The 16145-nt window shown below is 44.7% G+C and carries 4 protein-coding genes and 1 pseudogene; all 5 read right to left on the bottom strand.

Annotation, left to right across the window (positions count from 1 at the left end; all coding sequences use genetic code 11):
• Positions 1-84: 84 nt before the first annotated feature.
• Positions 85-1527 carry an ABC transporter substrate-binding protein gene (locus tag ACH2DQ_RS24245; protein WP_394912067.1) on the bottom strand — a complete coding sequence of 481 codons (1443 nt, stop codon included), beginning with the start codon at positions 1525-1527 and terminating at the stop codon, positions 85-87.
• A 134-nt stretch (positions 1528-1661) separates the two neighbouring features.
• The gene (locus tag ACH2DQ_RS24240; protein WP_395028577.1) at positions 1662-8015 is read right to left on the bottom strand and encodes a malectin domain-containing carbohydrate-binding protein; all 6354 of its coding nucleotides are present in this window, start codon (positions 8013-8015) and stop codon (positions 1662-1664) included.
• 45 nt (positions 8016-8060) lie between these two features.
• On the bottom strand, positions 8061-9173 hold the full coding sequence (locus ACH2DQ_RS24235; RefSeq protein WP_395028576.1) for a hypothetical protein: 1113 nt from the start codon (positions 9171-9173) through the stop codon (positions 8061-8063).
• 47 nt (positions 9174-9220) lie between these two features.
• Positions 9221-9961: a hypothetical protein gene (locus tag ACH2DQ_RS24230; RefSeq protein ID WP_394912065.1), complete on the bottom strand. Its 741-nt coding sequence runs from the start codon at positions 9959-9961 to the stop codon at positions 9221-9223.
• A gap of 396 nt (positions 9962-10357) precedes the next feature.
• Positions 10358-16145 (bottom strand): annotated as a pseudogene (locus ACH2DQ_RS24225) (hypothetical protein); the annotation flags it as partial.

Below are 16145 nucleotides of genomic sequence, written 5' to 3'. Positions count from 1 at the left end.
TTTCACACACACGCTTATCTGCATAAAAAATGCTGCCCCATCACAGACTGTTGCAACAGTTGTGCTGAGGCAGCCTATTTCTATTTATTTAATTCCTAACTTTTCTCTGGCTGCTTTCCATTTTGTGTTCAGGTCATTTAATGCCGATGGAAGATCGAATCCGCTTACCAGCATTTCAGCCCCTAATTTCTTGTAATCAAAGGTTGTCTCTGCTACCAGTGCGGTAAAGTCATCCCCGCCGCCGTCATACATAACCAGTTCTTTGTCCGGCTGTAATTCGTCAGCCTGTGCAAGGATCGGGTCTTTGTCTTTCTGAACAGTCTTCATGGTATTGTCATCCGCCTGGGATTTGATGTACTCCGGATACCATGCATCACTGAAATAGAACTCTACGAATGCCTTAGCCAGATCAGGGTTCTTTGCATGTGTGGTAATTGACATGAAGTTATCGCCCTGTGTGATTGCTCTAAATGGATCTTCGGCCGTATCTCTGGTTGGCAGATAGAAGGTTCCCAGCTCATCTGTGCTGTCAGCGCCTTCGGATATGCTGGTAAGTGCCCATCCGCCGGATGCAACCATCGCTGCCTGTTTCTGGGCAAATAATGCAGTTGCCTGATCATTTCCGATACCTACCGGGTCTTTTCCAAATACACCGGAGGTGAATAAGCTGTTAATCTTTGTATATGCTTTGTAGAAATCAGTTCCTTCTGAAAAAGGCTCATCCTGAGCAGCCATAGAATTCCAGTTCTGTCCGTTTCCGCTTTCCAGTGCCGGCATAAACTCTGTAAATGGATATGTAGGCCATTCATCCTTGCCTCCCATTGCAATTGCCATAAAGTCACCGTTTTCTGCTCCGAAATGATCCTGCAGTTTCTTGGATACCTCTTCCAGTTCTGACCATGTTGTGGGAACTTCTACGCCTGCTTCTTTGAACATATCTTTCCAGTAATACACGTATTCAGCCGTCATTTTTTCCGGAAGTCCCAGTACTTTGCCATCTACCGCGTAGCCTTGTGCAATGTTATTATTCTTATTCGCCTCTGTGTCGGACAGGTCCACTAAATAATCTTTAAATCTGGACAGGGTAAAGGTCTTGTTGAACATAATGTCCGGAAGCTGATTTGCGGATGCACGCATTTTCATTGCATTCCAGTATTCGGAATCATCTTTTAGTTTTTCAAATTCAATGTTGGCATCCGGATATACTTCCTGGAATTTACCAGCCAGATCCAGATCTTCGAATAACTGCATGGATACATTATCCCAGAGTGCAACCACTAACGTTCCGCTCAGTTCTGTATTTGCATCTGCTTTCTCTGTGTCATCTGCTGCGGCTGTTTCTCCTTTTGCTTCAGTTGTGCCTGCCTCAGAAGTCCCTGCTTCTGTAGTCCCAGCCTGGGTTGCTGCCTGGGACCCTTCTGTTTTTCCAGCCTCTGTAGTACTGCTGCCTGTGGATCCTCCGCATCCTGCCAGGATGCCTGCAACCATAGATGCGCAAAGAAGTACGCTTATTATTTTTTTCTTCATTATTTGTTTCCTCCCTTTCACTTTGTAACTGTATTCTACCATTTACCCTCAATCCGTACTATGCACAAAAGTTTGATTTCTTGATACATTATCAGATGATTGAGGGTATTTGATTATCTCTTTGACCTGAATTCTTACTTCACCTTATACTTCTTTACATTTGAATCACTTCCATAGTAATTCTTTCCCTTCGTCCTGATGAAGGTACGTACTTTAAAACGATAGGTTTTTCCTTTTTTCAGTCCTTTAACCACTGCATTTGTTTCTGAAGATGTGGTTACTTTCCGGTAATCTCCTTTACCGGTCTTCATATAAATGTCGTACCGGGCGCCATTGACTTTACTATAAGATAGTTTTATACTGCCGGAACCATTCTTTTTAATGGTGCCTAATCTGGCGGCTGACGGTCTTGTTGCTGCAGAAGCTCCTGTGGAGTAAGCTCCTCTGCCGCCTTTATTCACTGCCGCAACCTTTACCGTATATTTCGTGCCTGCCGATAACCCTTTTAAAGTAATGCTTGTTTTCTTTGTGGTTTCAAAGTCTTTCCACTTCTTATTGGACTTATAAACATATACTTTATAAGAATCCGCACCTTTTATCTTATTCCAGGATAGGGTTAAGGTTGTCTTTGTGGTCTTGCTGACCTTTGTTCCGGTTACTTTTGCCGGTTTCTTCACAATCTGTACTTTGACTGTGCATTCTGCTGTCTTTTTCCCATCTTTTGTGGTAACGGTGATCCTGGTGCTTCCGTTTCCGACTGCCGTTACTTTCCCCTTTGCATCAACGGTTGCAATTTTTTTGTCTTTTGATCTCCAGGTTACGGACTTATCACTGGCATTTTCCGGCAATACGGTTGCTTTTAATTTAATTGAAGCTCCTTTTGCTGATAAAACTGCACTTTTTTGATCCAGCTTCACTCCGGTTACTTTTACAACGGGTGCCGGGATATGCGTAAGCCCTGCCGCCGCTTTTTCTAGTTCTCCATAAGCTGCATCTACCTGTTCCTGGGTTGCTTCATTGTCATTTAGCACTGCTTCTGCCTGATTCATGGCATTTGTAAATGCAGTCCAGCTGTCCGGGGTATATTTTGACTGGTCTTTTCCGTTATTTGCATCATACAGGTTCTTAAGTGCTGTTTTATTTACTTCCGGAACCGGCTCTTTTATTATCAATCCGTCAATTGCGCTCTGCAGTGCATCTTTTGCCTGATCCACCTGTTCCTGAACCGCCTGGGGATCATCCAGCACACGTTTTGCTTCATCCATGGCTTCTGCAAATACATTCCAGGATTCCGGGGTATATTTGCCTTCTTCTCTTGTGATGTTAGCTTCATAGAGTAACCGGAGCGCTTCTTTCATATCTTCTTGGGAGCCTGCGTCTTTTAGCTGTGCAATGGCATCTCTTAATGTCTGTAATACCTGATCCACATCATCCTGGGTGGCTGTCTCCAGGTCAAGTACCTCTTTTGCCGCTTTCATTGCCCCATCAAATACTGCATAGCTGTCCGGGGTGTAATCTTCTGCTGCTTTATCTGCATTCTGATCATAGAGTGCCTGTAATTCTGTCTTATCCGCCGGCTGTGGTTTTACTTCTTCTAATCCGCTGACAGCCGCCTGAAGCAATTCTCTGGCTGCATCCACTGCCGCCTGATCTGCTGTCTCACTGTCTAATACTGCTTTTGCTTCTTTCATTGCCGAATCAAATTCTGCCCAGCTGTCCGGGGTATAATCTTCTGCAAGTTTTCCGGTGTTTTCATCGTATAGATTCTGTAACGCTGACTTGTCAACAACAGGAGCTTCTGTCTCTTTAAAGGATACTGCAAGGGAATGATTTCCCGTAATATCGGTAAAGGTATACTGAGAATCCGTCACCTCTGTCTCTGTGCCGTCTACCAGTACTTTATCAACTGCATATCCCGCATCCGGTGTAAAGAAAATAGTCTTATTGCTGAGGCCGAATACGGTGACGCTGCCTTCCTGGCTCGCCGAACCATGTTCCCCTGTGGTTACATCAATCCTATATTCATCTTCCGTGGTGTAATAAACTTCTTTTACTGTATAAGTCTTACCTGTTCTTCTGGCACCGAAGCCAAACTTACCGGGAGTCTGTGCATAAGCTAATGTTTTGGTTCCCAGATTTACGCCATCCACCACAAGCGTGATGTCATAATTTGTTGTTTCATTTTTGATAAAGGTAACCTTTAACTCATGTTCTTCATTTGCGGTAAGCGGGGTTGTCTCGTTAAAATCTCCCCATCCCGGATTGTTGCCGGACTTATCATAGAACCAAGCTGCTCTGCCAGCAGCGGCATCTACTTCATATCCAATCCGAATGAATCCTCCGTCCCCTGTCTTGATATCAAACAAGTTCTGGTCACTCAGGTCATCAATTGCAAACCTGGTATAGAAAGTTCCTTCTGTAATTTCCGGAGCATTTGTGTCCATTGCCATTGGGAAATTACTGTCGCTTCCCTTATTCAGTTTAATTTTTACGCCATCTTCTTCTACAACGCTGCTTTCCAGGAGATTTCCTGTATAGTCAGCCGTATCCTCTACATTGTAGTCCTGGTGGTAGGTAACCTTTTCTTCCTCTTCTCCGCTGCCACCGTCGCCTGTAAACGTCGCTTCCAGAGTATGGTCATCCCGGATATAGGCAAAGGTATAACCGTTGTTCACTACCTGGTCCGTTACATCTACGCCGTCTGCCAGCACTTTCGTGAGGCTTTCTCCTTCTTCCGGAGTAAAGAATAATGTCTTGTCCGCTTCTTCAAATGCAGTCACTTCGCCGGTCTGGCTGACGCTTCCTTTTCCCAACGCGGTAACATGAATCACATGTTTTGGTGCGTTTGTGAAATAGAATTCTTTCACATTAAAGGTTCTTGCCACATTTCTGGTGGAGAATCCAGCTCTGCCTGCCGCCCCGTCGTGATAAATATTTCCGGATTTTCCAAGGGAAACCCCATTTATAATTGGCTCTAAGGTACAAGTATTGGCTCCGGTCATAACCAGATTCACCTGCAATTCATATTCTGTATTAACACTTACGCCAAAGCCTTTGAAGTATCCGTAGGTTTTACCATCTTCCCAGAACCAGTTGCTGGTTCCGTCAATTCCCACTACGATCTCATTTCCGGTTGTCAGCTTAATTACAAACCTGGTCTGGTCAGATAAGTTGTTGACAGAGAACCTTGTATAATAAGTACCTTCTTTTAATGGGGTGGAATCCTGGTCTGTTACATGAACTTTTCCGCTGCCTGATAAGCTCAGTTTCAGGGCCTGGTTTTCTACTGTGGCTGTTCCGCCGGAATAGTTTGCTTCTGTATCAATTTCATAATCCCTGTGGTAATTTGTATATTTGGCAACTATTACGCTGTTCTTAAATACAGTCACCGCTTCCTCCAGCGCCAGGTAAGACTCTTTATAGCTGTCTGCCGTTGAATCCGGGTTCTCTGCTGTTACCTGTGCTGCCATTATCGCTTTATGAAATGCATCTTTTGCTTCTTTGGGATACTGTCCGCGCATGTCGCCTGTGACAGCTTCATCATGAAGAACCACTGCATCTGCAATAAATGCAGTTAACAGCTCTTTGCTTACCTCATCGGGAATAAATACTTTCTTCACCGGAAGGCTTGCTGCATGTCCTGCCGCATTTGTCAGGGCGATTTCTGTAAAGACCGGTGTTTTTTCCTGACTTAACGCCTTGAATCTGGCGGATAAAATTTCTCCCGCCTCCATAAATCCATCCGCTTTTTTAATGCTGAAGACAGATGTTACCACTGCGTTTTCCGGGTCTGTAAGATCCGGTTCTGATGTGGATACATGTACCAGAGAAGCTGCATTTAAATCTGTCTTTGACTCCACATACTCCGCATTCCTGCTGTCATAAGTCAACTTAACTGTCATTGTTTTGTAACGTTTGTATATATTTTGGGCACCGATGTTCAGATTATAATCAAGGTCTGTGCCATCTATATGATTTGTCTGAACATTTACACCTGCATTTCCACGTACTTCCGTACCGTACACGCCAAGCTCTGTCATGGAAATACCCCAGGAATCATTTTTCTCTTCTCCTGTTATACGGATGTAACGTGCCACTTCGGAATCCAATCTGGTTACATTTAATCCCGGCAATGCCGCATTAACAGATGCCGCTGTAGTAAAGTCCACACCATCTTCCGAGATCTCTACACGGTATTTTGTGGCATATGCCCCCGGAGTCCAGTCAACTGCCACATTGTTAATCATGTAGTTCTTACCCAGATCCACCTGATACCACTGCTCTCCGTCATCCTGTGCAGACCAGCGTGTGGACTGGTTATCATCAATCGCCTTTACTGCCGTATTGGTGCCCTTTTCGGAACTGGCGCTCACAGTCTTTCCAACAGCCAGATTATCACCCTCGATACCAGAATATGGTTCCGCTACAATGGCATTTACCATTGCTGAAGTTCCCTCCTTGCCGGTAAAGTGAATGTCAATCAGTCCGTTCTGGGATTCGGTATATGCGGTAATATCCACCGCTTTTTCTTTTCCTCCCGCCGCTTCTTTGATGTTAAAGTTTTCTTTGACTGTTTTACCGTTAATAGTTACATCAAAGGTATGTTCTGCCTCCGTCACTTCATTAAAGTATAATTTTATACGGTAATTACCGGGCTGGGCTTTAAATTTATAGCCAAAGTCCTCACCTGACCTTGCAGATTTGAGAACCGTGCCCATTCCTGCATCCGGGTCCGGAAGCCTTGCACCTGTCTCTGTCTTGGTATTTTCTCCGTAATATCCGCTGCCGCCTGCGGGGAATAAGGAATCGGCATATAAACCGTCAAATGCTTCGCCGCCGCAGTTCAGACGCATGTTGACATCCGACATTGCATTTCTTTCCAGTGAAATACCGTTTAAGATTGCCTCAGTCAAATCTCCGTCCCCATTATAAGCACTTACCAGACGGATATCAATGATACCGTCCACCGGATAAACAGATCCTATTTCCTTCACTGCACTGCCGCCTGTGATAGTATAGACCTCATATGGATCGCCATTTACCAGAATATCAAAGGTTCTGTCCTTTACATTCTCTAACTCCGCAAAATTCAGCTTAACGTTGTATTCGCCCTGTTTTGCATAGATTTTATAACCAAAATCCGATCCGGTAAGAGCAGTATTATATACTTCTTCGGCTCCTGAAGCGGTGCCGCTGACCTTCTTTACCTCACCGTAATAACCGGAGTGCCCTTTTTCTTCTTCAAATGCCTGATCCGGAGAAAATCCTTCCACTTCACCGCCTCCGGTATTAAAGGAGGAAGAATGTTCTTCCAGTTTCAGATACCACTGCTGTGCCGCTGTATCTGCTGCTGCCTCTGCTGCAACTTTTCCATCTGCCAGGCTCAGATACTGATCACCTGCATGAATGCGGAACAATCCATTGTGCAGGTCCTCGGTCTGCCAGACGGTCTGCTCTGTCTCGGATAAAGCAAATTCATCTTTGACTAAAGCCAGATACTGATAGCTGTTGGCTTCCGAATCCCAAATGCGGATCTTAACCCCGTCATTTGTTCCCACAAGCTTGAAGCCCTGATTATTATCTTCCGATTTATTTAACACCAGTTTACTGCCGCTTATTTCCAGATAAGACATTTGACCGGTATTCATAAGGCGGTAAACAGCATTTTTTTCAATTTTGAAATCACGGCTGCTTTCTGCTGTTGTCTCATGGATTCCAATATCAGGCACCCCGTTATAAAGCGGATTTCCGTAGAAATCTTTCGTTGCATTACGGTCAGAAGTATAATCCCACTGCCCAGCATTGGACTGTTTGGTCTGCGGCACTACATTTACATAAGTACCTGCGCCAATGGCTGCAGAGCTGTCCGTAACCTGGTAAGCTTCCAGTGTGGACCAGATATTATCCTTATTTCCATTTTCCCGGTCTGCGCCTCCTCCGGGATTTACGAATTCCGGATCTCCGTGTATTGCACCGGCAATTTCATTTTCGGAATAAGTTCCCGTGGCATTATAGACCAGGTTGCCCGCAACCCCTGCCTTAGACCAGTCCACATTGCCCCATTCGCCGTTGCTCTTGGTACTGGTGTTGTAAAATATATTGTTGTAGAAATTCCAGTTTGATGCTACGGAATTAGGGGAGCCCAAAGACCACTTCCAGTTATCTCCATTGTAATAAAATACGTTGTTATAGACATAACTTGGCGTGCTGCTCCCTGCGGCAATGTGCCTCCAGACCATGCCGTCATTCTGGCTTAAGTTATACCGGACTACATCCGTGTCATTGCCGCCCATCAGCAGCATAAATCCCATGGGTGTATCATGGCTGTAGTTGTATTCAAAAATAGTGCCTGCACTCAGATAATCGCTGTCATAAGAGCATCCGTCCTGGTTATAAGACGGGCCTCCGTAGCTTTCATTATACCGGAACACCGTATCAAACGCATTCCAGGACCATATTCCGGCATTGGCACCAGGATTTGCACGCATAGTATGGTTGTGCAGTAAGTTATTTTCTACAATTGCTCCTTTTGTCTAACATACCAGGATTCCGTCTCCTCCAATATCAGATACGTCATTGTTGAGAACCTTATAGTTTCTCTGCGCCTGGTCTTTGTAACGGATATTGTTGCTTCGGGATCCGTCATTGGCTCCATTGTTATCCGCATCGTTATTGGGATCATAATCGCTTTTATTTGGATCATTGTGCTTAAAGTTATCTAAATCAGAGATACGGATTCCTTTAATTCCGGTACGGTCACATTTCTCAATCCGGTTATTTTGAATGGTTACACCGTCAAAATACGGATAAACTCCTGCTTTGGAACTGAAAATAACCTCGATTCCAATACCGCCGTCTACCTTATTTACGCCTCTGTTTTCATTGCCGTCAACATCATGAACGTAACATCCGTCTATTACAACGCCTTTATAAGAACGGTCTTCCAGCCCTTTATAGGTATCTGCTGCACGTTCATCCACCGTTACATGGATACCCAGCCTTCTTGGAAGTTCATCATCCTTGTTGGATGCACCGGACTGCCAGTTTACCGTGAAATCATCGTCATTGGTTACTTCAATACCGGTAACCGTGGTGTATTCCATGTTTTCAATCAAAATTGCCTCTTTATGCCCGTCGTATTTTGGCGTTCCATCCTTGTTGGTCCCACCGCTTTTACGAAAACCGCCTGCATTAATTACGGGCATATTTCCTTCGCCGTAGCTGCTGATCAGAATCGGTCTTTCTTCCGTTCCTTTTCCCTTTGGATACAGCCGCTGGTTATCAAAAATACTTCCTTTCTTCAGCAGAATGGAATCCCCCGGCTTCAGCTTCACACCATTCACTTTATCCAGAGTCTGAAATGCCTTTCCGGGCGATGTTCCATCATTTTCATCGCTTCCAGCCTCACTATCTACATAATAGACGGTTCCGTCAGCTACAGGTGCGTATTCCTTTACCACTGTCTGGTAACCATGCTGTTTCTGTGTACCTGCCTCTGACGCACCTTCTGCCCCCGTTTCTGCCACAACCTCTGACGCACTTTCTGCTTCCGCTGCCTGTGCCATAGCCGGCAGACCGGAAACGGTCATCGTACATGCCAGAAGAACACTCATTGCTCTGGCGGTCCATTGCTTTTTCAATCTCATTAAATTTTCCTCCTTTTTCTCTGATATAGCCAGCCTTTATTTTTTAGCTACATCACTGCCTTCTTAACTGCCTCTTCCATCACCTCCGGCTTTTTTATTTGAATGTCTGCTTTCGCAAGCATATCTTCCATATATTGATCAAATTTTTCCTTTAATCCCAGATCCTCCACACTTGCCTTCACCGTCTCAAAATCTTCATGTTGGAAATATTCCAGGTTCTCTTTGTAGATCTCCTGCATCTCCTTATCCGATAAAGCAAGGGACTTGTCCCCGCTTAATTCCCGGATTAACTGAAGTCTTAAATTCTGGTTCAGATAGTCATAATACTGGCTCTCAGGGAAGCTTGTAATCCCGTAAAACACCTTATCATTGCTCTTTTTCTCCTGTCGCTGTGCGTTCTCGCTCTCCATCTGCTTTTGAATAGACGGATAATCAATTGCTTTTATTAATCCCTCATCCTGTGCCAATTTCTGAAGCAGCTTATCCGCTGCAATTTCCCGGACAGCCTTATCCATTACACTGGATAAAGCGCTTTCCTCTCCGTTATAACTTTTTTCCCAGGAAAATCCTGCTGAATCCAGGTGATAGGTATTCATCCATTCATTGCGGATAGACAGCCGTAACCCGGTTGCTGCAAATGCAATTTCTTCCTGATAAATGGGAATGTCATTTACAACAGCTACAATCCTTTTATTTTTCCCTGGAAAACAGGTAAAAAGAATACCTGCTGCAACAATTAAAATCACTGCTGACAGTATGTATAATTTAAATTTCGTCTTTTTTATCAAAATATCCCGCTCCTTCCCACATGACTGGTCTCATTTTGTTACAGTTCAGACAAGCTGCCCTGTTACTGCAAAAATCCATTTATAATCGCTTACGTGATGGGATTTTTGAACTCCTGAATCACTTTCTCACAGTATGCGCAGTAAATGCGCATACCTGTCTGAACTGTTACCTCATTTTATCATTGAACTTGATCTATTTCCTTGTACCCTGGTTATTTTTATTGATCTAAAGTCAGGTATGGAGATGCAGTCCACGCCTTTTTTGGATCTAATAAATACTGGTACGGTGCTTATTTCATGCCCGAACACATAAAAAGACATCTGGTTGAAAACACAGGTTTTCAATTCAGATGTCTTAATGTCTTAGTTCCTTTTAAAAGTAAGAGGAGGTATCTGTTATAGCTCTATTTTCTTTAATTTTGGCATAGATGTCCCTTCTTCCATATACCACACATGATTGAAGTCCCAGTCCACAAAGGTTTTTCTCTTCTTAAGTTCCCCCTCTGTCCTGCCTGTATCCTGGCAGTATTTCGGTTCCAGAGACTCTTTATTATAATAACAGTTATCTACATTGGTCTCATCACTGTGATAGCCATAGGCATTGAATGGATATCCTTTATACTCTATTTCTGCTGTTCCTGTTGTATAGCAGTTTTTCACTTCCAGGTAAGCGTTACTGGCCACAAAGCTTAATCCCATTGCTGCACTGTATGCCTTTATTTTACCATCAAAGAAGCAGTCTTCAAAGATTCCGCTTCGGGTATCTCCTATCAACCCGCCTACATTCTTCTTTCCATAAATCATCCCGTCAAAATAACAGCGCTGCATAATGATTTTCGTGGCGGCACCTCCCAGTCCTCCTGTCTTTTCTGTACTAAATGCCCCCAATACATCCGGATCTCCGATCTGTGCCGAACTGCTGCAGTCCATGATTCTGATATTCTGTGCAAATCCAAATAATCCTCCCGAATTCCATGAATTATATGAGACAAACAGGCTTCCAAGTACTTCCCTATAAGATCCCACAATCTTACTGGCATCATCAATCGTACAATTCTCCATGTATGTATCTCCTGCCGCAAGGGCAACCAGCCCCGCTGTCCAGTAATTCCCCCTGACATCAAAGTTCTCTAAACGGATATTCTTGAAAACGGCTGACTGTGTCCTTGAAAAAAGACCGGTCGCATCCCTCTCCCGCTTCCCACGGATTACAGCATTTCGAATCGTATAGCCACCACCGTCCAAACTCCCCGAGAAGCTTTCCTCTGAATTGATACTTGAATTTGTGTCAAAATATCCGATTGGCTCCCAGTCTATCCCGGCTAAATCAATATCATTTACTAATTTATAATGTCCCTTGAGGTTATCTCTAATCTGAACCAGTTCTTCCGCCGTTGCAACCAGGTATGGGTTGTTTATTGTGCCCGGCTCGCTGGAATCTTCCCAATTCCCCGGAACTGCTATCAAATAGGGCTTATTCTCCGCAGTCTTTGCCCAAATAGATGACCACCAATAGGAAGCATATGCATTTTCTCCCAGAGCTTTTGCTTCCTCCGTTAAAGCTTGATTCCCTTCCTCTGTAAACGTTACATCCCCGGTAAAATACACATTTTTGATACTGTTCTTCTCAGATAAAGGGTTAATTCCCAGTACGCTGGTAAATCCCCTCCCTGTTCCTGAAAAATGGCAGTACTGGACTCCATCATATCTTATAAGTGAAGTTGTAGTATCAAATAATGCTTCCCCAAAGAGACCGCCTACATGATCATTTCCGACCACGGTTCCATCTGAATAACAGTTTTTATAATTACCACCTGTTACCTGTCCGGTCATACCGCCGACGTAGTCCACACCTGTGACTTCTGCATCGGAATAACACTCCTCAACATACATATCGCTAATCCACTTTTGATTCGCAAATCTCTCCTGGCTCCCAATCAGACCACCCACATATCGTACTCCTTTTACCTGCAAGCCTCTGTCTGTGTAGCTTCTGTATATCCTCACTGTCTTATCTGTCTTGCCGATCAGACCGCCCACATGCTCACCGCCTGAGACCATACCATTTGAAACAGAACAATTCAATATACTGCTGCCTGTATAATTATCAATTACCGCTCTTCTGACCTGGGCTTTCCCGGCTAAAACGCCTACCGCCAAACTTCCCTCTGCATTGATCCTGACCCCATCTATTGCAACATTCCTGACAAGGGCATTGGTAAGCGAACCAAAAAATCCCACATTTTCTGTATCTGGCTTGTCTATTTTCAGGTTCTGAATCTTATATCCATTTCCATCGAATACGCCGCTGAAATTCTGGATTGGTTCCCATGGCTCCTCTTCCAAATCAATATCACACACTAATTTGTAAGAACCTGTGGGATTATCTGCAACCGCTCTTAGCTCTCCCGGCGTACTGATTTCCGTAAAAGCCTTTTTGGTTGTATCGGTCTGTGTGACCTGCTCTTTAAATCTTGCCGTAATTTCCAGATCTCCTTCTGCCCGGAACCTGTACTCTGCATCTTCCGATACCTTCCTTCCATCCGTATACCAGCCTTCTAATACATATCCTTCTACAGGCTGGGCCATAACCTTCACAAAGCTTCCGAACCTGACTATTCCGCCGCCAGTTACAATACCCTGCTTCGTATTTTCTGAAGAAGCTTGTATCGTGTAAACAGCGTTAGCTGCCTCTTCTCCGGTCATATTGACATCGGGTTTTATCACCTTATTACCCGGATCCCGCAGCGTATAATCCACGCCGGAACCATTTACTGCAGTCCCATTCTCGATATCCTCCTCATCAAATGCCGGTACTTCCGCCTGGAAGACATCCCCTTTACGGAGAGGTACGTCATAGTTGCAGACAATCCGGTTAATACTTTCCACTACAGGGTTAAATTCATTCACGGTATAAGTCATATCTCCATTATCTACTGCCGTCAGGGTCAAATGGTAAGATTCTGTTGCAGGCAGAAAAAACTGCTTTTCCCCATTACTGTTCACCGAGGAGATAATGCTGCTGTCTTCTATCTCCACAGGAGTATCCTGAATAATCGCTGCCACTTTCACACCAGAGGAGTCATAGACCTCCACATCCACAGGGCAATTGACAGACAAAACCCGGTACGAACCGTTGCTGAAGTGGTTCAGGTTCTCCAGGGGGGTGAAATTAGGGTCCATGGACTGCATCCAGGCAAGGCATAGCTCCGGATAATGGGCAGATGCGATCTGTTCCATATTCCCAATCAGCGTAACTGTTGCATCCAGGTCTTGTAAGGCATAATCTATGAACATCTTCGTCAGGAAATCTGCCATATTATCCACTGTTTCATCCGATATCGACTCGATCCCTACTTCCGCCAGGCTATCCTTCACGGACTGTTTCACGTCCGGAACCAATATTCTTACCATTTCATCCTTTGTAGACTGATCCTGGATTATAGTTGCAAGTGCCATTCTATTTATCAGTGACTGTATGAGGTTTGCAGATAATTGTTTTATAAATTGCTTCCATTTATCCGGCTCTTGTTCATACATACTTCCCATCATATCCCGGAGAATACTTTGATAATTCTCTACGTAATTGGCACGGCTGACAAAGACTTTCTCCGATAAGTCGTTTACGGTCTGTTCCAAAAATGCCTCCTGTGTTCTTGTATCTTTCGGATTATCCTCCAGCGTTAAACTTTTAATGACCTGTCCTGCCAGCGTCCCTTTTCCAATACCCAGCCCGACAATGGCTGTGATGCCAATCACTCCGGCATTCAAAAGCACATCAGCGCGGATTCTTTTCATTCGAAAATCATCCACCACATATTCCTCCGTACTGTCCAATACCTGAAAGCTTTTCAGCATGGTTTCTTTTGCCTCATCGTAACCAGCCTGGCTGCTGGTTGTCGGTATTGTATGGTCAATTCCATACCGGGTAAAATCAAAATATTTTGGTGCCACTTTAGGCACCGGATCATTATTATTAATAATGTTATGGATATATTGGTATTCGCTTTTGGGATCTAAGTTTTCATCCCTGGCTAAATCAAGCAATGTCCCCGCCGGTACTTCAAATCCATATGCAAATACATCACCCGGAAGAATCCGTTTGTCTCCTCCCACTACCTGATCCCGCAGGAGCGTAGCTGCAGTCAGGTTTACTACTGCTGATGCCCGGCTGTATCCGGTCATCCAGATTTTTATTTCATTTTCTATATTTTGTTCCTCCACATAGTCATTCAAAAAACTGATAACATGATCCCTGGCAATTGAGAAGCCCTCATGCTCTCCGTTCTCTCCCAATCGGAAATTACCTGCCCATTCCGCCTCATAGCCTGCTCCCCTGACTGCCACCGCAATTAAGGTGTAATCCTTTTCCCCATCATTTATGATTTTCTTTCCTGCAATCACCCCAATGGAATCCCGTTCCGGCTTTACCTCGAATGCATGATTATACCGGATATCCCCAAAACCGATATCCGATAACAGCCTGTCTGCATTCTTGCTTTTTTTATCATAGGGCGCTTCATTGCTTCCAAATGCCGACATTGCAAGGCTTAATGACATTGTTGACAGACTGGGGTTATAGTGTAAGGAATCCTCATAGAAGTAGGAGTCCTCATAGTAGCATATACTGCTGTAATCCTGATCCGAACCGGATGCATAGAGAAATTCCAGCTCCCCCGAAGCGCCCCCTTCCACGTATTCGATAGAATCCAGAATGGGGTATCCATCATTTCGATTCTCTTCGTCAATTAAAAAGGGCTTCTGTATGGAACCATTAAAATCCCTGAGTTTTTCCTTTTGTAAAATACGAATATTGGTTTCTGAACCGGATGCACTGCCAGCTGCACGTCCAATCCCTCTGATGCCATTGGCTAATATATAACTTTTCAGAATCATACTCTCTGCATATCCTGCTATACCCCCAAGCATCATCGAATTGGCGGCCACAATTTCACCTGAGTTGTAGCAGTTGCTTAAGGAGGCATACTTATCGTCCATATTAAACCGCCCAATTACTCCCCCTGCCACAGAGGCTGTGAGCGCAGCTACGGATGCATTGTTATAACAATCTGAAATGGTAATATTGCCATCTACTTTTCCTACCAGTCCTCCTACGATGCTCTCCGCAGCTACCTGTCCTTTATTGGCATTCTTCAATAAATTCACCCGGATACGGGGGTCACCGTTATTAATCACGCTTCCGATCACCCCTCCAACTTCTTTTATACCGTAGACGTCCGCTTTGTTGTAATTGGACTCCGCCACAGATGTCAGAATCCCCTGTACGGTAACCGGCGTACTGAACAACTGCCCAATGATGCCGCCGGTCTGTTCACTGCCGCGGATTTTCCCTGAAGTGATACAGCTTTTTATATCACTGTCTACCGACATTCCCACGATGCCACCGGTTATTTTTCCCCAAAGTGTTCCTGCGAATCTGCAGCCGGATACCTTCGATAAGGATAAATATCCAACCAGCCCTCCTGCATACTCACTTTCCGTGTTCAGTTCCCCTTGTACGGAGCAGCCGGATACCGTGCTTTGTACCGCCGATCCTGCTAATACACCTGAATAGGTTGCCGCTCCCTCTTGCCCGGATATCTTCACCGTCAGATTTTTAATTTCTGCATCTTGAATGAGTCCGAACAACCCCTGATATACTCCCTGGGATCCCAGATACAAACCAGTAATCATAAATCCATTGCCGTCAATGGTACCGCTAAAATTCGATATGGGACTCCATGGAACGGAACCCCCGTTTTCCCCTCTATTCAGATTGATATCTGCGGTAAGCTGAAAATACGTTCCGGAAAACGCATTGCCAGAATCGGAATACTCCTGCAGCTGTATCAAGTTCTCCGCATTTTCAATCAGATAGGGGTTTTGTTCTGTACCCTCTCCCCGGAAATCCAGGATTGCCCGTGAAGACCTTGCATCTATCTTTGCCGCCTGCTCTTCATTTGATTTCCTAACCTCCTCGGCTTTCTCTAATTCCTCCCTGGCTTCCTGCCTCCAGGCTTCAAGTTCCAACTCCAGCTCTTCCTGCATCACCTCTTCTGTCGGTTCATCAGATAAAGTACTTTCCTCCTCAGAATCCTCCTCCAGAACCTGCTGTTCCGTCTCCTCCTGTATCGCTTCTGTGATTACCTCTTCCGTCGATTCATCGGATAAAGTGCTTTCCCCC

The sequence above is a fragment of the Robinsoniella sp. genome, assembly GCF_034124845.1.
The sequence above is the reverse complement of the archived record's forward strand: the minus strand, read 5'-3'. Positions and strand labels throughout refer to the sequence as shown.